This window comes from Echinicola pacifica DSM 19836 (assembly GCF_000373245.1).
GTDB classification, from domain to species: domain Bacteria; phylum Bacteroidota; class Bacteroidia; order Cytophagales; family Cyclobacteriaceae; genus Echinicola; species Echinicola pacifica.
Window position 1 is genome coordinate 366427 of the sequence record NZ_KB890750.1, and the last position, 21458, is coordinate 387884.

At 40.8% G+C, this 21458-nt stretch carries 19 protein-coding genes and 1 tRNA gene; 15 read left to right on the forward strand and 5 right to left on the reverse strand.

Features of this window, described 5'->3' with window-relative positions; translation table 11 throughout:
• Window positions 1-352: 352 nt before the first annotated feature.
• The 10 genes from B050_RS0112065 (at window position 353) to B050_RS0112110 (ending at window position 9850) form a co-directional block, all read left to right on the forward strand.
• Complete coding sequence (locus B050_RS0112065) at window positions 353-1558, forward strand: helix-turn-helix domain-containing protein (RefSeq protein WP_018474179.1); 1206 nt, start codon at window positions 353-355, stop codon at window positions 1556-1558.
• Window positions 1559-1949: 391 nt separating this feature from the next.
• A complete protein-coding gene (locus B050_RS0112070) occupies window positions 1950-2678 on the forward strand; it encodes a hypothetical protein (RefSeq protein ID WP_018474180.1) in 729 nt (242 codons plus the stop codon).
• Between the two features lie 426 nt (window positions 2679-3104).
• Window positions 3105-3836 carry a DUF2092 domain-containing protein gene (locus B050_RS0112075; RefSeq protein ID WP_018474181.1) on the forward strand — a complete coding sequence of 244 codons (732 nt, stop codon included), beginning with the start codon at window positions 3105-3107 and terminating at the stop codon, window positions 3834-3836.
• Window positions 3837-3843: 7 nt separating this feature from the next.
• Complete coding sequence (locus tag B050_RS0112080) at window positions 3844-4800, forward strand: DUF6515 family protein (protein ID WP_018474182.1); 957 nt, start codon at window positions 3844-3846, stop codon at window positions 4798-4800.
• An 84-nt stretch (window positions 4801-4884) separates the two neighbouring features.
• Complete coding sequence (locus B050_RS0112085; RefSeq protein ID WP_018474183.1) at window positions 4885-5712, forward strand: tetratricopeptide repeat protein; 828 nt, start codon at window positions 4885-4887, stop codon at window positions 5710-5712.
• Between the two features lie 28 nt (window positions 5713-5740).
• On the forward strand, window positions 5741-6388 hold the full coding sequence (locus tag B050_RS0112090; protein WP_018474184.1) for an OmpA family protein: 648 nt from the start codon (window positions 5741-5743) through the stop codon (window positions 6386-6388).
• Between the two features lie 16 nt (window positions 6389-6404).
• Window positions 6405-7142 carry a porin family protein gene (locus tag B050_RS0112095; RefSeq protein WP_018474185.1) on the forward strand — a complete coding sequence of 246 codons (738 nt, stop codon included), beginning with the start codon at window positions 6405-6407 and terminating at the stop codon, window positions 7140-7142.
• Window positions 7143-7182: 40 nt separating this feature from the next.
• On the forward strand, window positions 7183-8232 hold the full coding sequence (locus B050_RS22930; RefSeq protein ID WP_052308747.1) for a hypothetical protein: 1050 nt from the start codon (window positions 7183-7185) through the stop codon (window positions 8230-8232).
• 64 nt (window positions 8233-8296) lie between these two features.
• Complete coding sequence (locus B050_RS0112105; protein WP_018474187.1) at window positions 8297-9319, forward strand: DUF481 domain-containing protein; 1023 nt, start codon at window positions 8297-8299, stop codon at window positions 9317-9319.
• Between the two features lie 312 nt (window positions 9320-9631).
• Window positions 9632-9850: a hypothetical protein gene (locus B050_RS0112110; protein ID WP_018474188.1), complete on the forward strand. Its 219-nt coding sequence runs from the start codon at window positions 9632-9634 to the stop codon at window positions 9848-9850.
• 274 nt (window positions 9851-10124) lie between these two features.
• Here B050_RS0112110 and B050_RS0112115 read toward each other — a convergent pair whose 3' ends face one another.
• Complete coding sequence (locus B050_RS0112115; protein WP_229802405.1) at window positions 10125-11474, reverse strand: alpha-L-fucosidase; 1350 nt, start codon at window positions 11472-11474, stop codon at window positions 10125-10127.
• Window positions 11475-12137: 663 nt separating this feature from the next.
• Between B050_RS0112115 and B050_RS22425 the strand changes: the two genes are divergently transcribed.
• The 3 genes from B050_RS22425 (at window position 12138) to msrA (ending at window position 14222) form a co-directional block, all read left to right on the forward strand.
• Window positions 12138-13007: an AraC family transcriptional regulator gene (locus tag B050_RS22425; RefSeq protein WP_018474191.1), complete on the forward strand. Its 870-nt coding sequence runs from the start codon at window positions 12138-12140 to the stop codon at window positions 13005-13007.
• A 51-nt stretch (window positions 13008-13058) separates the two neighbouring features.
• The gene (locus B050_RS0112130) at window positions 13059-13484 is read left to right on the forward strand and encodes a DUF417 family protein (protein WP_018474192.1); all 426 of its coding nucleotides are present in this window, start codon (window positions 13059-13061) and stop codon (window positions 13482-13484) included.
• Between the two features lie 192 nt (window positions 13485-13676).
• Window positions 13677-14222 (forward strand): peptide-methionine (S)-S-oxide reductase MsrA, encoded by a 546-nt coding sequence (msrA, locus tag B050_RS0112135; protein WP_044202473.1) that lies wholly within the window; start codon window positions 13677-13679, stop codon window positions 14220-14222.
• A gap of 281 nt (window positions 14223-14503) precedes the next feature.
• Here msrA and B050_RS0112140 read toward each other — a convergent pair.
• The 4 genes from B050_RS0112140 to B050_RS0112160 all read right to left on the reverse strand — a co-directional run bounded on the left by B050_RS0112140 (window position 14504) and on the right by B050_RS0112160 (window position 17519).
• Window positions 14504-14584: transfer RNA gene (locus B050_RS0112140), tRNA-Leu, on the reverse strand.
• Window positions 14585-14737: 153 nt separating this feature from the next.
• Window positions 14738-15628, reverse strand: a complete 891-nt coding sequence (gene ypfJ, locus B050_RS0112150; protein ID WP_018474195.1) for a KPN_02809 family neutral zinc metallopeptidase — start codon at window positions 15626-15628, stop codon at window positions 14738-14740.
• A 92-nt stretch (window positions 15629-15720) separates the two neighbouring features.
• Entirely contained in the window at window positions 15721-16785 is a 1065-nt protein-coding gene (locus B050_RS0112155) for an agmatinase family protein (RefSeq protein WP_018474196.1), read from the reverse strand.
• A gap of 254 nt (window positions 16786-17039) precedes the next feature.
• Complete coding sequence (locus B050_RS0112160; protein WP_018474197.1) at window positions 17040-17519, reverse strand: SixA phosphatase family protein; 480 nt, start codon at window positions 17517-17519, stop codon at window positions 17040-17042.
• Between the two features lie 254 nt (window positions 17520-17773).
• Between B050_RS0112160 and topA the strand changes: the two genes are divergently transcribed.
• Together topA and B050_RS0112175 are read left to right on the forward strand one after the other, a co-directional pair.
• Window positions 17774-20095 carry a type I DNA topoisomerase gene (topA, locus tag B050_RS0112165; RefSeq protein ID WP_018474198.1) on the forward strand — a complete coding sequence of 774 codons (2322 nt, stop codon included), beginning with the start codon at window positions 17774-17776 and terminating at the stop codon, window positions 20093-20095.
• Window positions 20096-20545: 450 nt separating this feature from the next.
• Window positions 20546-21235 (forward strand): SIR2 family NAD-dependent protein deacylase, encoded by a 690-nt coding sequence (locus tag B050_RS0112175; RefSeq protein ID WP_018474200.1) that lies wholly within the window; start codon window positions 20546-20548, stop codon window positions 21233-21235.
• Window positions 21236-21458: the final 223 nt, after the last annotated feature.

Below are 21458 nucleotides of genomic sequence, written 5' to 3' on the forward strand. Positions count from 1 at the left end.
GTCTTAATTAGTGATTTTTTAACATAAAAAAATCAAACTATTAAGAAAAATATATACATATTTATAAGTACAAAATACATATTTCCTGAGCTTAAAGAATTCTATTCTCACAAAATGATTCGATAAATCCTCAAGAAAATTTAGGTAAAAAGAACTAGGCCCCATTCATAGGGCAAAACCACGCTATGGCAAGTAAAAAATCCTAATTGCCTTAAAACAAATGAATAGTAGGAATTAATGAATTATTGACATAAAACTAATTTGATTCTTATAGAAGGAATAGGTTTCCTTAAGATTACCAAAACTGAAAAACATATCTGAGTTCCTTTTTATAACTTAAAATACCTTTGGTATGAGCCACTCTTTTACTGCTTTATTGATTACCCAAGCACTTGCTATCACCGCAGGAATATTGACTATAGCCATATTATGGGTATTTACCAATACAGAAAATAAACATAGAAGATACCTTGGGGTGGCTTTTGTTTCCCTTATCATCAGCTTGGTCGTAAGCCAGCTCACTCATTCCAATTTGCTGTATTTCACGCCTCAGCTCCTCCCCTTTGCACTCCTATCCTTATTAGTTTTCATACCTTTTTCCTATTTATATATCCGCTCTGTCCTAAGCAACCAGTCCCTTTCTACTAAGGACTTTATTCATTTTTTACCCTTTGTATTATACCTGCTCAATGTCACTCCATTCTTTCTCCTGGATCATGCAGGTCAGCAAGGGGTGGTTCAGCTGATGATGGAGCAAAATAATCCGATTCAGTTCCTAAATTATTCCTTTATACCCGTTCCCGTGGAGGGATTATTACTCCTGTTTCATATCATTTTTGCTTTTTATTGGCTTGGCCAACTGCGTTTGATTATTGGATACCTTCAGGAGGATACGAATGATAAAAACAAGGTCAGCAAGTCCATGGTGAATTGGTTGTATTTTTATGCTGGAATGCAATTTATTCTATTTTACCCTTACCTGATCCATTGCACCAACCTTATAGGTAATAATACCTTAGGAATGGTTTATCAAACCACTGGCGCCCTATTTGTATTAATATGTACAGGTTATCTATTTGCCCAACCAAAGCTCCTATACGGACTTGGAGATATGATAATCTCAGCAGATAATTTGGAAACTGTGATGGTGATCGAGGCAGATTCACCCAAATTAAAAGTGGAAAACACCAAGTATTTATCTCAAGATAAAGTAATAGAATTGGATCAAAAGCTTACGCTTCATATTGAACAGAATACTCCTTATCTCAATCAGGGATACAATCTCAAAAACCTGGCAGAGGACCTCGATGTTCCTTTATATATACTAAGCTCCTTTATCAATAAGGAAAAAGGCCTTAATTTCAACGACTTTCTGAATAAATATAGGATAGAACATTGCAAGCAAATTATCTATAAAGGAGGCTGGAAGAGCATTACCCTAGAAGCCCTAGGCTATGACTGTGGATTCTCAAATAGAAATTCTTTCACTTCGGCTTTCAAAAAATGGGCTGGTCAGACCCCCTCTGAATTCATCAAAAATCAGGAGAAAACAGCCTGATACCTTTATCCTCTGCGTCTTAGAAGGTCGGAAGTGACCTTGATAGACATATTAATTGATATCATAATAGCTTCTATAGCTCCTAAGGTATATTTGATATCATTATTCATACCCATTATTTTTCTCCACGGCCCCGTACAAACGGTCCATTTTCGCATTCCATTTCTTAATTACGCCAGTTTTCTGTCTCAGAGTAGGAAACCGATTTTAGGGTTAGGTCTTTAAGGCAGAACCTATCGATTTTAGGCAATCTTTCGTTTGGCCTGTTAGGTTCATAATATTTGGCAACATTTTCATCTTTTATGGCAGACCTAGACCAAATAATAAGTAAGATTACATCATAATTTCAGTCTTTCCACAAAACGAATATCTTTTTCACATTGACTAAACCATGATAGATATAGGTGTCATTTCCTATTATATTCACCTGATTGCAGCATTCACCGCCGCTGCAATAGCGGTAGTTCTATGGTTTTTTCCCTCACAAATCTTCACCAAGCTACAGTCCAGGAGACTTTTTGCGGCCACCTTCATTTGTATCTTTCTTATTCAATTACTATGTTTTTATAATTACTTTCCTGATCCTTATGGAGGATTATCTAAGGAAGAAATTGTCTATATCCTGCCCCTATTGAGTCTCTTTTTCTCCTTGTATTATATTTATTTCCAGTCTCTTACCGGGCCTATAAGCTTAGGGCACGTCTGGTTAAATTTACTTACCACCATATTAATATTACTACTTTGTGTTTCTTCGCTTCCCTTTCAATACCCTTCGCTGATTTTAGCGATACAAATGCTTACCAGCTATAAGGTATTCCACGATTATTTCCGCACGCTGGGGATTTTAAGAAAAAAGGGCTTGCTAAAAATCAATTCTGAATGGAGCAATTATACTCGGTTTACCTTGAAGATTTTGCCATGGCTTACCCTTCCTTTATTGGTCCAACTGATATTTTACCATATCAACTTTATCCAAAACACGGTCATTCTCTTAGTGCTTTCATCGACCTTATTTCTCCTTACTATTGTACTGTTATTTTATCCCTATCTGCTGTTTGGATTGGGTCGTATTCCGCGCAATTCACACTTTAAAAAACAAGGCTTTACGCCTCCTAAATAAGTAGAATGGGCATTTTATAAATAGTAAGATCAAAAGAAAATACAGTAATAATACTTTGACTTTCTAAGTGATAATTAAAAATTTCATTATTTTTGACTTCAATTTTGCAGTTTTAATGCTCGATAGCTAATAACTATTTGACTATCAAATGTTAATAAAAACCAACCTATTATTTTTAATGCATTAATAATCGTGATAAATGGCATTTTGAACCAATTCAACAAGTAAAAAACTCCCTGTACTCCCCAGAATCAGTGAATGTTCTGGTAAATAATGGCCAAAATCTATAAATATTGGCAGGTGAACAGGGCTTATCCATAGATGCTAAGCTTTTTACTTACTATCTTACTTTAAATAAATTAAAATAGAATTAAAACTAGGAGGATGTGCCGGGCATATTTTCTTTTAGGACCAAAAATTACAAACATGAAAAAAACGTTCTTAGTACTTCTGAGCATTATAATTCCATTTATTGGATCGGCTCAGGAAAAGAAAATTGATTCCACTGCCGTATTTATTTTAGATCATATGTCTGAGGTAATCGGCCAGTTGGAATCTTGCAGATATCAGATTACCACCTCCATGGATCATCCTTCCACAGAGGTGGAATATGAAAAGGATTTTACTGAAAGCGAAGTTTTCTTGCAAGGTCCGGACAAACTTCTTATTCATTCGAAAGGAAAACATGGTCATCGTGGATTCTACTATGATGGTGAATTATTTACCCATTATTCGTACAGCGAAAACAATTATACCACGGTGGAAGCGCCATCCACTATCATTTCTATGATAGACACCATCAACAGCCAATATGGTGTTGACTTCCCTGCCGCTGACTTCTTCTACCCTACCTTCACCGATGATCTTTTAGAAAATTTCGACAAATTAGTTTTTCTAGGAAACAAATATGTAGAGGGCAAAGACTGCTTCCACATAGCGGCTACTAATGACAAGCTGAATGTACAGCTTTGGGTGGCGAATGACGCCATGAATATGCCGGTAAAAATGCTGATCATCCATAATGACCAGCCTCACTCCCCCCAATATGAAGCCACCTTTACTTCATGGGAGTTCAATCCTGTATTGCCCACTTCGATTTTCTCTTTTACGCCACCTCCAGGAGCAAGGTTAATCGCAATTTTACCAAAAAAACACTGATTTAGATATGAAGAAATACACGAATAAATCTATATATATAGCCTTATCATTAGCTATACTTGCCCTGCTGGCAATGCCAATGGAAAGTCAGGCCCAGCGTCTCAGACATGGCGGCGGCGGAGGCGGAGGAGCTGCTCGTAGTACAGCGGCTGCAAGACCATCCGGAGGAAGAACGATCAATGGTGGAGCGGTAAGATCCCAGCAGAGAACTTCCAGCTTCCAACAGCATAATACCTCTACCGCCAATAGAGGTAGCAATATCAAAACCAATAACACGAAAAATTCCAATAGTCGTCTCTCTGAGGTTAAGGGAAATAACAATAAAATTGGCGGCGGTCATAATTCCGTAAATATTGACAATAGCAAGAATGTAAATGTCAATGTGAGTGGTAATAAAGTGAAAACGCATAATAGAAGTACAGTGGTAAGGAGAAATCCTCGACCATATGCGCGTCCTCCTTATCACTATGGTCATTATAGATTCTATAGTTACCATCCTTATTATTATCACCCTTACCGTCCATTCTACTGGGGTCCTGTATGGCATCCATGGGGCTTCTTTATCGCTTCTCTAGCCACCACAGCAGTCATCATCTCTATAGAAAATCAGCAATATCACTATGATCAGGGGGTATTCTATGCCCAAAGCAATGGTGGATACACCGTGGTGGAAGCTCCTGCTGGTGCCACCGTCACCACCATCCCTAGCGGGGCTGAGAATGTCACCGTCAATGAAACTAATAATTATTATTATGGAGGTACCTATTATGAGAAATCTGGTGACGGCTATACAGTCGTTCCTCCTACCTCTGGTACCGTGGTAACTAACCTTCCGGAAGGTGCTGAGGAAGTAAAAGTAGGTGATCAAACTTATGTAAAGTATGGTGACACCTACTATCAGCCCGTACAGGTGGATGGCAAAGATAAATATGAAGTAGCCGACGTACAGGAAGACGATAATTAAGTCCTTTTATTCAGCATTGAAAGAGGTGCATGTCCACCAGCATGCACCTCTTATTATTTTTGATAGAACTAACCCAGAGCAATAATGAAATATACATTTCTTTTCCTTGCCACTTTTATATTCTGCCTCTCCACGCCAGTCCTGGCACAAACCTTCACCATGGGGAAAAACTGCAAGGAGACCCTCGCTAGTGCCCAAAAACTCATGGATCAACAGCAATACAATGAGGCACTTACCCTGCTCAATACCTTCTCCTCAGACTGCAAAACCAAAGACGCTAAGGAACAAGGCGCGGTAATGAAAGCCGAAGCTTATAACCAGGTAGGGAACTATGATCAGGCCATCACTCAGGCGGATCTGGCGCTGAAAGTCACTAAAAACAGAAGTCTGGCCGCTCATTTTCAAAAAGGTATAGCCTTGCAGAAAACAGGCGATATACAGGGTTCACAAATGGAACTGAAAGAGGTCATCACACTGACTGAAAAAAATCAAAACACTCCTGAGCGAGCAAAAAACTATGCGCTCATGGCGAGGGTATATGATCAGCAGCTCATGGAGCAGGATTCGGCAGATTGGTACTTAGAAAAAGCCATCAGCCTGGATCCATCAAACACCTCCTTCCTGATTCAAAAAGGTGATATGAAACTCTATCATGATGACTACCAAGGCGCCTATGCGGCATATGATCAAGCACTAGCCAAGGGTCATGATGCTCAGGAAGTTTATATCAGCAGGTCCAATACCGGCCTAAAGGAAGTGCAACAGAAATATGGCACCGATAAAACTCAGGACCTGCGCAAAAAGATGAGTGCAGAAGAAAAAACAAAACTTTGTAAGGATATCAATCAGGCACTGGAGCTGGGCTGGAGAGACATGAATATGGATATGTTCTCTGCTCTTATCTGCAAATAAAACATTTTTATATAAAACCAAGAATACCATGAAAAACATCATAGCCTATTCAATGATCATCCTCCTTCTGGCCAGCTGCGCCAGCTGGAACAATCAACAAAAAGGAACCGCAATAGGCGCTGCAGGTGGTGCCGCAGCCGGAGCTGCAGTATCTAAAGGGAGCATTTGGGGCATCCTAGCCGGTGCCGCGATAGGTGGTGCCGCAGGAAACCTGATTGGCAAAAAGATGGATAAGCAAGCCCAGGAGCTACAGCAGGCCATTCCTACCGCCGAGGTAAATAGAGTGGATGAAGGCATTAACGTGACCTTTGACGCCAGCTTAGCTTTCAAAATCAACTCTGCCACCCTTAGCGACTCCTATAAAGAAGACCTGATCAGTGCCGCTCAGGTATTTGGGAAATATCCTGATACCAATATCCTGATAGAAGGCCATACTGATGATACCGGATCAGAGGATTTTAATATGCAGCTTTCAGAAAAAAGAGCCAAAGCTGTATCGAGTTTTCTGGTATCCCAGGGCGTGGACCCAAACCGTCTCACCAACAAATGGTACGGAGAAACTCAACCTAAATATGCGAATGACAGTGAGGAAAACCGCTCCAAAAACAGACGAGTGGAGATGGCTATCTACGCCAATGAAGACATGAAGCAGGATGCCAAAACAGGCGACCTTTAAGAACCATAATGATTAAATGAAAAATAAATTAATAGTATTTTCAGTTTTTACCCTGGCCATGCTCCTTAGTCATATGCCAGCAGCTCATTCTCAAGTATTGATTTCCTTGATACTGGGTGATGATTTAAATTCAGATAAAATAGAATTTGGTCTTGATGGGGGCATCGCATTTACCAATATGAATGGGCTTCCTACCAGCGATTTTGCGAATTCCCTTCATCTTGGATTCTATTTCGACATCAAAATGAAGGAGAATTGGCAATTGCATACAGGCGTGATTGTAAAATCCACCATGGGAGCAACGGGACTCCCCTCCTATACCCTAGGGGACGAAAATCTGGACCTTCTTCTCGCAGATGCAGAGGTAAGGAGAAACTTAAGCTATTTCAGCATTCCGGCCCTCGCGAAATACCATTTCCCGAACAGCCACTTCTTTGTAGAAGCCGGCCCTCAGCTAGGTCTTAGGTATAAGGCCGTGGATCAGTTTACAGGAAGTATCCTGGACAAGGATGACCTTGAATATAATAATAAGATTGGCGATGACTATAAGAGATTTGATCTGGGAATCACCTCTGGAGTCGGATATCGGCTCATGCACGGCCATGGGATGAATATTGGAATGAGATATTATCTAGGGCTAATGAATATCGCTAAGTCCGGAGAATCCCTCAAAAACAACGCAATCTACCTTTATGTAGGCATCCCTATTGGAGCTGGAAAAGCCGAAGAAAAACGCAGTAAAAAAACTAATTAATAAATATTTGAACCAATATATACTTAACTCAACAATCAGAATGCAATCTGTAATAAAATTAATCGGTGTGGTGGCTTTAGCCATTGTCCTTCTTCCTCTTCACAGTATGGGTCAGGGGAAGGATCGGTCCGATATCCCTGCGTATAAGCCATATTATGATAGTCTGAAGAGTATGGACTATCCATTTACCCTTCCTATATGGGGGAAGCAAGCTTATAAAAGAGGCTATGATATCCCCTTGGCTTATGGATTAAGTGCTATTTATTTTACCCAGCGTCAGGAAATCCTTATGGAGAAAATACTTCTGGGATTTAATGGTAGCCCTCAGGCCGATTTTAGCGATTTCATCCAATTTGGTCCCACCATCGGTACCACCAATGCCTATACCTTCCGGCCAGATATTTGGGTGATGCCTTTCTTAAATCTTTACGGGATCATAGGTATGGGAACTACCGAAACACAGGTAAATCTTAACGCTCCTATTAATCTTCAGACCACCCAGCGATTCAATGTAAACTCCTATGGGCTGGGGATGACCCTTGCTGGTTCACTGGGGCCGGTATGGCTGACCTGGGATAATAACTATAACTTCGCCAATATTGAAGTGGTGGTGGAGCCTGTTCCGGCTTTCAATAGTGGAATTAGAGTGGGCCACACCATGCTCAACGCGACTAACCCAGAAAAATCCTTATCTGCCTGGGTTGGGGTGTTTTACCAAAACATCTCTAATGATACCCGTGGAAATATCAAGGTCGAGGAAATTTTCCCGGGAATAGGTCAGGGAATTATCATCGATGACCTCAGAACCTGGGCAGATGACTTGCCAATCGCCCAAAGGGTAATCGCCAATCAGATTATCGATAAAATAGAGGATATCAGCAATGGCATCGATGTGGAAGATGCCACTATCGATTATACCCTGGACAAAAAGGTGGCAGCGCCATTTAATATCGTCCTGGGCTCCCAATATCAGTTTAATAAACGCATTATGCTTCGTACTGAACTAGGGGTCTTTGGTAAAAGAAGCCAGTTTTTACTCAACCTAAATTACCGCTTTGCCGGGTTTAGAAAAGGATATAAAATCTTCTAAGGCTTAATCACAATTAGACTAAGCCATTAATTGAAATTATGTTTAAATATTAAATTTTACGCTATTGAAAAAGTTATTTACTTTATTGTTATTGGTTTTTGCGGCTTCGCAGCTAGCGCATGCATCAGTCGACGTAAGGGACTCTTTGGTATTTAAAAACAACAATATCATTGTAGGAGAAATCAAATCCATGGACCGTGGGGTCATCACCATTGAAACGGATTATAGTGATACAGACTTCAAGATCTCCTGGCAGGATGTATTGGAAATCTATTCCGACCAAAACTATCTTATCACCCTTACCTCAGGTGAAAGACATAATGGCTCATTTTCCACAGATTCACCAAAAAATATTATCATCAGGAGAACGGAAGGTGGAACTATGGATGTAAAAGTCAATGAGATCGTTTATTTCAAAACCTATGAAAATGATATCTGGAGCAGGCTCTCTGCCTCAGTAGATTTCAGCTATAGCTTTACCAAAGCCAATAATTACGTCCAGACAGGTATCCGAAGTTCTGTGGGCTATGTCGCCAGCAGCTGGTCTGCCAGTGGTAATTATAACCTTATCCGCTCTAATCAGGACGATGTGGAACCCACCAGACGTGAAGATGGTGGCCTGAACTATAAGAAATTCCTACCAAAGGACTTCTATTTACCAGTCAACTATTCCTTCCTCTCCAATACGGAGCAGTTGATCGATCTAAGAAGTACCTTCTCTGCGGGTATTGGTAAATACATCATCCACACTAATGACTCCTATTTTGGGGTAGAAAGTGGTTTCTCCTATGTGAATGAAATCTATACCACCGAAGACCCAAAGAAAAACAGTTTGGAAGGCTATGTAGGTGCCGAACTTAACCTATATGATATCGGTGACCTAAACCTCCTCACTCGTGCCACAATATATCCTGGGATCACGGAAAAGGGTCGTTGGAGATTTGATTATAATATTGATACCAAATACGACTTACCCTGGGACCTATATGTCAAAGTAGGCTTTACCCTCAACTTTGATAACCAACCCGTAACTGGTGCCACACGCGCCGATTACGTTTTTCAAACAGGGATAGGCTGGGAACTATAATTTCCCAGCCCATAATTTAAAAAAGCGGTGCTATCTTTCGATACCACCGCTTTTTTTATTAACAGCTTTTTAATTAATTCAAGTCTCCTTAATTGAAGATCATCCGAATATCCTGCCAAATTATCGTTGGCATTTACTTATTTTTACTCATTAATAAATCAGCTAAAACAGGATTATTAGAAGAATAATATTCAGAAAAAGAATGGTTTTCACACAATAATCAAAAATTTCCAAGTCTAAAACATGCTTTTGGCACATACATTGTTTAATACTACCCGAAATCTAAACACTAAATTTTAACTAATCGAAATTATGAAAAAGGTACTAGCATTATTCGCTGTTGCAGGGATGCTTTCTTTATATTCCTGTGGAAATGACAAAAATGACGACGTAGAAGATACAATGGAAAACGCAGGTGATGCTATCGAGGATGGCATGGAAGACACTGGCGATGCCATTGACGATGCTGCAGATGATGTAGAAAGAAAAGCAAATGAAACTTCTGAGGAAATCGAAGAAGGCGTAAACTAAGCATTAGCTACACCAACTTTTAAAAAAAGATGCCTGGATCCAGGCATCTTTTTTTTTGCTATAGCCCGCTTATCCTACGATTAATGGCCTATGGCCCCTATTTTTTTATTTAATAGTTCTCTATTTTTTTAAACCAATACATCGGCCAATCAAAGTTTCACTTTTTATCAACTACCTCTTCGCCCATTCCTGCTAAAGCATTTCTTACTTTCTCCCATGTTCCTTCATGGCCAGCGATTAATAAAATATCCACTCAATCTATGGACTATTAAGCTTATTCCAATGCTAAGTTTGTCAATTTGACCACGACGGGGTTATTCCATTTTCGGTCATTATAAATGCGTTGAGAGCGGGTAACGGATATTTCTGTCCCTTCCATGGTAGGTGTGAAAAATGGGCCGGGGTCTGCTTCTTTATTGTATTCGAGTACTTCTCCATTATGGCCCAATACTGAAATCTGACTTTCGGAACTAGTTTCAAAGCCCTTTAAAGTGAATACTTTTCGATCTCCGAATTTCCACTGATCTTCGTCAATAAGGATATAAAGTGTTTTTTGATCCCGGGAGGTGAGAAACCACATATTATCCTGTCGGATCTTATTATGATGAGGAATGGTATGTTCCATGGCTTCTTTATTGATAAACATCCACAAGGACATTTCATTCAATACTGCCATTTGCTCAGGAGGGAAATTCCCTAAAGCATCCGGACCAAAGTTCAATAAGAAGTTACCTCCCTTTGCTTTTATTTCTATCAATTTGAGAATAGCGTCTTTTGCTGACTTATACCTCTCATTGGTTGGGCGATATTGCCATTGGTTCCCAAGGGTATAACAGGCTTCCCAGGGGCTTGGTATAGCCATTTCTGGTAGCTTTTGTTCTGGTGTGGTGATAGCGCCCCGAGTGACGACCACCTCAGGATCTATGTCCCAGCATACCTTGGCCAGCTCAGTTTGGCCATAGGGGTCAAGGCCATCCAAAAATACAATATCGATTTTACCATACTGAGTCATCAGCTCACTCATCTGCTCTTTGATATAGGCGGTCAGCGCTGGATTATGACTCGGCCAGGCCTCATCCCGCACCCTACTGATGAGCGTTCCTTGGTTATAGAGAAAATAGAAATCGTCCGGCGAAAAATATATCCCTACTGCCAGCCCAGCTTTACGGCATTCTTCCACGATCATGCTGGTCACATCCTTACCATAAGGACTGTTCATTATCCCAAAATCGGTGGTTTTGGTATCATACATACAGTAGCCGTTATGATGCTTAGCCGTAAATACAATGTATTTCATGCCGGCTAGCTTAGCTGCATTTACCCATTCTTTAGGATCGAAATTTTCTGGGTTAAAGGTCTTGGGCAGCTCCTTGGTATATCGGTTCAAATAATCCTCCGATGCCCCCACCATACTATGACTAATGACCATCCCAAGCTGTACATCCATACTCCAATGGATAAACATCCCAAAGCCAAGAGAGGTGAACCATTCCTGGCGGTCCGGTTTATTGAGATTTAAAAGCTCCTGCTCCTGAGCAAATCCATTGTGAATAATCAGCAAGGGAAAGATGAAAAGGATAAACCTCTTTCTAAACATCTTTATGCTGGAATAACAACTCTTCATAGTTCTCATTTAGGTTATTTTGAAAGTATATTTTTGTAATAAGTCAAGACAAAAACGAGTGGGTATAAAAATCATTTCTAAAAACCCCAGCACCTCATCATTAGCGCTAGTTGATCTATTTAAGGCTGATGTAAAATTTCTGTGGCCACTTCTGCTAAATAATATAGAGAATAAAATGGGTTAATTCAAAAGTTATTCAAAACCCTCCATCTTTAATAAGACTTTTGTAGGATCATTACTGGTAGAAAAGGGAATTAAAAAGGACTTAAATGGGATGATCCCATTCTCCATAAAAAGAAACACTTTAAGAATGGCTCAGCATTTTCACTAGCTAGCGGGCTGGGTAAGCCTTATATTTATAACCTGTTCTCAGGACTTACGGATTTACAATATAATTGGCTGCCAAGCTACTTTTTTAGTAAATGAACATAAATAATATAAGGAGCAAGCCGAAAAAATAAGGACAAAAGTTCTAAATTGGAATACTCAATTCTGGTAGAAAAATATGAGTAACCCTATAATAATTACTTTTTATAGGGTAATTATTCAAAAAGTCAATTATTTTTTTAAAATATTTCAACAATAAACCACAGAAATCCCTTACCTTCTATTTTAAGATTATAGCATAAAGCCATTCCCAATTTACCATTTCAATAAAATAAAATGATTTTTAGAGGCGATACAGGTGAATATTTCCAGATGGAGGAAATACAATGTAACAACAGTCTTGGATTAAATGAATCCATGGAGCATCCACTAAGTGTCTTATGGTTTACCGAGGATCATTGCAAGGTGACCGTGGACGCTGTTCCATATACCTTCAATAAGAACACCTTATTATTTCTCACCGAGTTTCATAAAGTCGATATTAAGGAAGTTTATAGCATAAAATTATTAAGATTCAACAGGCCATTTTATTGTATCAAGGACCATGACAGCGAGGTAGGCTGCAATGGGCTATTATTTTTTGGAGCCTCTCAGGTCCCTTATATAGAGATTCCTGAGGAGCGAATACGAGCCTTCTCACTGATCTGGGAGACCATGGATATGGAAATGGTATATACGGATAACCTGCAGTTGGAAATGCTCCAGACCGTAATGAAACGCTTATTGATTTTGGCGACGCGGATATTTAAGAAGACTCATCACCTTATGGATATCAATCCCGTAAAGATGGATTTGGTCAGGAACTTCTGTTACCTGGTAGAAAAGCATTTTAAGACGGAGCATTCGGTGGCAGCCTATGCAGATATGCTTTTCAAATCTCCAAAAACAATTTCTAATGTCTTCCGAGATATGGGCACCAAATCACCCTTGGAGTATATTCATGAGCGGATAATGATAGAAGCCCGCAGACATCTTCGCTATACCGATACAGGGATTTCTACCATAGGATATGACTTGGGATTTGCCGACATACAGACCTTCAGTAGATTTTTTAAGAAAAAAGAAGGGATAAGCCCTAAGGAATTTAGAGAAATGGAACCTAAGGGAAATTTTGCCAATATTATAGGAAGCTTGCATGGAACCTAATAACAGTAAAATTACTTTTAAATATACGATCAGCAAAAAGACCCATAAAGGATGAAAAAGCAATTATTAGAAAAACTAGCCTATCTGATTGGTGTGGCAGCCTTAGTCCTTCCCTTATTATGGATAGGGATATTTAAGTTTACCCCTACAGAAGCTGCAGCCATAAAACATCTGGTGGTAAATCACTTTGCTATGGGATGGATGTACAGTGTAACCAGTGATCAGGGTGTTTCTAATATCATAGGGGTATCAGAGATCCTGGTGGCTATAGGCCTTATTCTTTCTTTTTGGAATTCCAAAATAGGGAGATATGCAGCCATGGGATCCACCATAATATTCATTACTACTTTAAGTTTCATGTTTACCACTCCAGGAGTATGGAAAACAGTGGATGGTATATTACTCACCGATTTTTTTATTCTTAAGGATTTAGGGCTACTGGCGCTCTCCTTATGGGTTTGGGCAAAGAATAGTTAACCACAGGGAATAATAGCCAAGTTAATAGGTGAATTCCCCTAACCAAATTGCTCTTACATATGGTAAATTTGTTATTATAAATGTAAAACAAATAGTACTCCTCCTTCTTTAGGACCTCAAGTAGTTATCAGGTAGTGATGGGGAATGGGCTGGAGGATGAAAAAAATAGAAACTAAAATAGAAAGGATTAATATGAATGCTACAAATGTAAATTATGCCATTTTTGGCGGCGGTTGTTTTTGGTGTATAGAGGCGGTATTGCAGCGTATCAATGGGGTACTTACTGTGGAATCAGGTTACGCTAATGGGCATGCCAAAGAGCCGAATTATAGAGATGTCTGTAAGGGTGACTCTGGCTATGCGGAAGTGGTAAAAGTAGGCTATGACCCTGAGATAATTAGCTATGAAGACTTACTATTGATCTTTATGACTAGCCATGATCCTACCTCACTCAATCAGCAGGGAGCGGACAGAGGCACTCAATATCGCTCTGGAATATATTATGAAAATGACGCTCAAAAGGAAACCGCTGAACTGGTAGTGAAGGAATTGACCGCGCATTATTCATCAACTATCGTGACGGAAATAGAGCCACTTCGCAATTACTTCGTTGCAGAGGAATATCACCAGAACTATTATAATCAAAATTCTTCTGCTGGCTATTGCCGCGTAGTCATCGAGCCTAAGATAAATAAGCTGAGAGCTATGTTTTCAGATAAACTTAAGAAGACGGTTTAATATAGCTGAGCCTTCAAAACCCTGCTGAAAGCAAGATAAGAAATAGTCTTTTGATGAGTTGGCTTGATTATGGCAGTACTATAGCTATAGTGAAAAATAGCAAGATCGCACTATACAGGCGATCTGCTCTTAGCTGCTTTAGTAATCAACTCACGATGCCATTGGGCTAGCAAGCTTGATAAATCGAACTATTAATAATGTTTACCCTAATGAATCAACGGGACTCAATTAGGGCCATAAGTAAAAAAAACACCTCCCTTTTGGGGAGGTGTTTTTTTTTGTGCGGACGAAAGGAGTCGAACCTTCACACCCTAAGGCACTGCCACCTGAAGACAGCGCGTCTACCATTTCGCCACGTCCGCTTTTCCCAGCTGATTTTGTATCTAATGGGAGCGCAAATAAATGGACAATGATCCTATTTTGCAATGCTAACAGGAATTATTATTGCCCATTTTAGACTTCCAATTAGTATCTTATTCAGAATCAAGCACTTTAATATCCATAAATATTCAAGCTTATAAATCATCAGTATTAAAAGTATCGCCCTGGTTAATATCACCAGTTTGATATCCTTTCTTAAACCACTTCATACGCTGGGCGGATGTCCCATGCGTAAAGGAATCAGGCACCACCCGACCTGTGGATTGACGCTGTAAGCGATCATCCCCGATGGCATTGGCAGCATTTAGCGCCTCCTCAATATCCCCTTCCTCTAAGGAATTTTTCATTTTTTGGGTATGATAAGCCCATACGCCAGCCAGAAAGTCAGCCTGAAGCTCCAACCTTACAGACAATTGATTATACTCTTTTTGGGACAATTTCGACCTTTGGGAGTGTACCTGGTCAGTGATACCTAATAAGTGCTGCACGTGATGACCCACCTCATGGGCGATGACATAAGCCTGGGCAAAATCCCCCGCTGCCTGCAGCTGCGTGTCCATATCCTCAAAAAAACTCAAATCGATATATAACTGCTCATCCCCCGGACAGTAAAATGGACCGGTGGAGGAAGAGGCTGAACCACAGGCGCTCTGCACCTGATCGGTAAAAAGTACCAAAGTAGGCTCCCTATAGTTTTCCAATAATTGATTCCATACATCCTCGGTGTCTGCGAGAACCGTGGCGGAAAATTCGGCCAAGGTCTCTTCCTCGGGACTTCCCTGATAGTCAGTAGCCACCTGCGACATGCCGCCACCGCCCCCCAACAGTTGCTGGACCAGCTGCAGTGGGTTATTGCCTGTGAACCATGAAAAGGCCAGAAATCCACCTATGGCAATCAGGCCGACCTTAGAGAACAAGAGTCTCATCAGTGGTTTAATTAATAAAGGTGAAAATCCTCCCCCACCCGTACTCCTACCACGACGATCTTCGACATTAGAGCTTTGCCTTCTCCCTTTCCATTTCATATGCTTACAAATTTTGGGTTAACAAAAAATCAACCCTAAAAACGCAATGTTAATAGGGCTGAATGATCATTTCTTATATGCAATATTTTAAATTATTCCCACCATAGTTTACCTTGGGAGACCCCCATCAGGTTAGCCATGCGATATAGAATCCTTGCGCCTACATTGCCATCCCACTCGTCCTCACCTGGAGCAACTTCCACCAGATCAAACCCTATGATTTTTCGGCCTGATTTTACTACCAATTTCATTAAGTATAAAACCTGATCCAATTCAAATCCGCCAGCCACGGGCGTACCTGTATTAGGGCAAAGCTTAGGGTCTAGCCCATCAATATCAATGGTGATATACACCTCTCTGGGAAGGGCAGCGACGATCTGATCGCAAATCACCCTCCATGTCTTCCCTTCATATAGCCCCTCTTTGATCTGCTGGTCATAGAATGTTTTCACCTTTTTATGATGCTCCGCACGCTCGGCTTCTTCTTCACAATAATCCCTAACTCCTACCTGTACGATCTTTTCTACCTGCGGAATCTCAAGCATATTATAACTTATGGAGGCATGTGAGTACTTGAAGCCCTCATATTTTTCGCGTAAATCGGCATGAGCATCGATTTGTAATACTCCAAAACTGGAATATTTCTCAGATAAAGCCCTGATCAATCCCAATGGAGTACTATGATCGCCGCCTAATAAGGCCACAATTTTACCATTATTCAGCTGATCCTTGGCTGTCTTATAGACATATTGATTCATGGACTCGCAGGCCTTATCAATCAGGGAGGTCACCGCACCGAAGCGCTCATTCTCCTCCTTTGGCTTACCCCGCTCCAGCCATTCAATATAATTTTCCGCCAGAATACGATACTTATGATTGCTCGCATATAATTCGTCTGGAAAGGGCAATAAATGGATGCCCATATTCCACGCATCCACGATGTCTGGCTGATATAAATCCACTTGTGCAGAAGCTTTCAGCACCGCTTTGGGACCCAGGGCCGTACCATTCGAGTACGATACTGTCACTTCCCAAGGGACTGGAATGACCACCAAAGAGGCGGTATCTTCCCCAAAAGGCAAACCAAACAATTGATCGTTGGTGGATACACCATTAGGATCAAAAACGTCAATAATTTCTTGTTTCTTACTACTCATTATCTACTGTAATTATCAATGATACTCTTTATAATAGTGTGATAATAACCATGTGCTGACTATTCGCTGTCTTTTGAAACAAATTCCATACCCCAGTCCAAACCATGCAAGGAATATTTGTATGAAGGTTTGTTGAGGCAATCCTAGCACATCAAGGCTCAATATAGTTGTTCGGAATATTTATTGGTACTATTCTCTCCAAAAAAACAATGAAATATGCACTACAGCCCTATTATTATCCCGTAAAGACCTGTTTATTCTATAATTTCTACTAAAGATCCCATGGCACGATTCATGGCGATCTCCCAGGACTCCGCTTGAAAATCAATGATTACTAGCATGCCGGGGCTAAAATTTATGCGATACTCTCCTATCAGATACGCCAGCAATCCACTAATACCGGGATTATGACCTATTAATATGACGGTATTAAGATCCTCCCGAACGGCTGAAATGGCGGCCATCATGGTCTCGATATCTGCTAGGTACAAATCATCCATATAGATCTCCTCGGCAAGGGATAGCTTGTCGCCCATAAGACTGGCCGTTTGGCGGGTTCTGACCGCCGAACTGCATAGAAGCAGGTCTATATCTATATTTTTTTGCTTAATAATATCCGCAATTCCCAAAATCTTGCTAATGCCGGATTGACTGAGTTTCCGATTGAAATCCTCCGCTTGACCCGATCCAGTAAGGGCAGTGCCGTGTCTTTGTAAAATTAATCTTTTTATCATCACAGGTCTATTCCAAGCCGAAAACCATCCAAACCTGCCCTATTAAACTTGTAGAGAATGATCTGAATATGACTCGCTTTGCAGCTATGGTAAGTATATTATAAAGTATGAAAACTATTTTATAATACTATAAAATAAGCTGGTCAAAGACAATATGATATTAATTATTATTTGGAGGAGAATAGAATCGCTTCTATTTTTGGAATTTAGTGGAGCATTCCAATACCACTGATCATTGTTAAGTAAAAACCATTATGCCAAAAAATCTAGTCATTGTCGAATCACCGGCCAAGGCCAAAACCATAGAAGGTTATCTGGGGAAAGATTTCAAAGTTACATCCAGCTATGGACATGTCCGTGATCTGCCAAAGGGCGACAAGGCTATAGATATACAAAACCACTTCAAACCCACTTACGAGGTCACTGCAGACAAGAAGGATGTCATCAGGGAATTAAAGAAGATGGTAAAAGAAGCAGAGACTATCTATCTAGCAAGTGATGATGACCGCGAAGGAGAAGCTATTTCTTGGCACCTAAAGGAGACCCTCAAGCTGAAGGAAGCCAATACCAAGCGTATAGTTTTTCGTGAGATCACCAAAAATGCCATCCTAAAAGCCATCGAAAACCCACGGGACATCGATATTGACCTAGTCAATGCCCAGCAAGCCCGAAGGATCCTCGATCGTTTGGTAGGGTTCGAATTGTCACCAGTGCTCTGGAAAAAAGTAAAAGCGGGTCTCTCCGCAGGTAGGGTGCAGTCTGTGGCGGTACGATTTATAGTGGAAAGAGAACGTGAAGTTGAAAAATTTGACTCCAAATCCTCCTATAAAATCACGGCTGTTTTTGACGTAAAAGGCAAAGACCTGAATGCAGAACTTCCGAAGAAATTCGAATCGGTGGACGATGCGGAGCAGTTTCTTAAAGAATGCCTAGAGGCGGAATTCTCCATCAAAAACCTGGAGAAAAAGCCCGCAAAGAAAACCCCTGCCGCACCATTTACCACCTCTACTCTACAGCAGGAGGCCAGCCGGAAGCTAAGCTTCTCTGTGGCTCAGACCATGACCCTGGCCCAGCGACTCTATGAAGCTGGTAAGATCACCTATATGAGAACGGACAGCGTAAACCTCTCTCAGGATGCGCTCCAAAGTGCCAAAAATCAAATTGTCTCTGCCTTCGGGGAGGATTTTCATAAATTAAGAAGTTTCAAATCCAAGATCGAAGGTGCTCAGGAAGCTCACGAAGCCATTCGACCTACCAACTTCGCCGAGGACAGTGTGCCTGGGGAAAGAAACGAGCAACGTCTATATGAATTGATCTGGAAAAGAGCCATCGCCTCTCAAATGGCTGATGCTCAGCTGGAAAAAACCCTCGTAACCATCGCCATTAGTAATTCAGACAGCACTCTTAGTGCATCTGGTGAGGTGATCAAGTTTGAGGGATTCCTTAAAGTATATCTCGAAAGTACCGACGATGAGGACGAAGATGAGTCCAATGAAAATAAGGGCTTACTGCCTCCATTGGAGATCGGCCAGGAATTAAAAATGGAAGAGATGAAAGCTCGTCAGAGTTTTACCAGACCTCCAGCACGCTATACAGAAGCCTCTTTGGTGAAGAAATTGGAAGAAATGGGCATTGGACGACCGTCCACCTATGCCCCTACCATCTCCACTATCCAAAAAAGGAACTATGTCATCAAGGAATCCCGCGATGGCAAAGCGCGCCAATATATTGAAATGAAAATCAGAGGTGGAGCCTTCAATAAAGAAGAGAAAACCGAATACGCAGGCTCTGATAAGAATAAACTCTTCCCTACCAATATCGCTATGGTGGTCAATGATTTCCTGGTGGAGCACTTCCCCAACGTCATTGATTATAAGTTTACCGCTAAGGTGGAGAAGGAATTTGATGATATCGCCCAAGGAAATCAACAGTGGGACGATATGATCGGCAATTTCTATGGTCGATTCCATAATACGGTAGAAGAAGCCGAAAATGTGGAACGTGCCAATGTAAGCTCCTCCCGAGAATTGGGAAATGATCCTGTTTCAGGAAAACCGGTAATTGCACGACTAGGCAAATTTGGTCCACTGGTGCAGATCGGTGATCAGGAGGATGAAGAGAAGAAATTTGCCAGCCTTAAAAAAGGTCAGTTTATCGAAAGTATCACCTTGGAGGACGCCATGGAGCTATTTAAGCTTCCACGTGATGTGGGTATGTACGAGGATAAGAAAATCGTGGCCGCCATAGGTAGATTTGGTCCTTATATTAGGCATGATAGCAAATTCGTGTCCCTCGGTAAGGAATATGACCCACTGAGTGTCACGGAGGAAGAAGCCATCGAATTGATAATGGTCAAGCGGGAAGCAGACGCTAAGAAACATATCAAAACCTTTGAGGAGAACCCAGAGATCCAAATACTCAATGGACGATGGGGGCCTTATATTAAGTTTGGCAAAAACAATTTTAAAATCCCTAAGGACAAGGTAGCCGAAGACTTACAGTATGAGGAAACATTGGAAATAATAGAGAATCAGCCTGAAAAGAAAAAAGGTAAATTCACCAAAAAGAAAAAATAATTAAATGCCAGCTAGATTTAGCTGGCATTTTTGCTTTTACACCGCATTTTATCCCTCTGGGCTCAATAGCATCAAATTATTCCAAAATTATAATTGCGCAGCAAAGATGCACTCCTTGTCAATCAGGAAGTTCGAAATGACTGGAATATGCTTTTCATTTATCTTCATAAAGATTGATTATATTAAAGCCTATAATCAATTTTGGCTCGGCCATAATAAAATCAAAAACACAATCCTGAAGGATCCTCAGCGTCCACGAAGTGAAGCAAGGGAAAGAATAGGACGGATATAAATTTTGCTGGACCTTAGTTTTCGGAGTTATTTTTTCTCCTTAGAATGGCAATAAAAGCGAAACATAGAGAATTTGATAATAATAAGTGCCACTAATACCAGCTATATAGGCTGTAGCAGAAGGCTTAATGGGAATTGGCTAGTGAAAATTATAGAGCGATGAAAAAGAAATTTGTGGTATTGACAGGTGCCGGAATATCAGCTGAGAGCGGCATCAGGACTTTTAGGGATAGTAATGGACTATGGGAAGGACACGATGTGATGGAGGTGGCCTCTCCTGAGGGATGGCATAAAAACCGGGACTTGGTTTTGGATTTTTATAATCAACGCAGAAAGCAGGCCAGGGAAGTGCAGCCGAATCGGGCGCATTATATTCTGGCGGAGATGGAGGAGGATTATGATATGACCATCGTCACCCAAAATGTGGATGATCTGCATGAAAGAGCGGGATCGACCAGGGTCATTCATCTTCATGGAGAGCTTTCAAAAGCCCAGAGCACGGTAGATCATCGCTTGGTATATGATTTGGAACATTGGGAGATGAAAATTGGGGATACTTGCAAAAAAGGAAGCCAGCTAAGGCCCTTTATCGTATGGTTTGGAGAGATGGTTCCCAAAATGGAGGAGGCAATCCATGCAGCTCAGCAGGCCGAAATCTTCGCAGTGGTGGGCACCTCACTATTGGTCTATCCAGCAGCGGGATTATCAGAATATACCTCCAGAGACATTCCTAAGTATATTATTGATAAACAAATTCCTAATAGCCCCTTAACCAAGTATTTCCATGCCATAGAAGGGAACGCCAGCACTGGTATGCAGGAACTAAAAGATTTGCTGGCTAGCGAATAGCTTATAAATAGCATATTATATTCCTGTTTTCCTCATTATATATTAAGGATAGCTATCGGGGTAGGCTGTAAAACCCTAAGGTAATTTCGGAAATATAAAGCTGTACACCCATATAATAACACAGCGTAGGATAAATTCAGATCAATTCATCTGAAAAAAATGAAATTGGAGGCGGTGAGCCTTTCTATTTTGAACTTTTCTGCGGGAATAGGGATTCTCAATT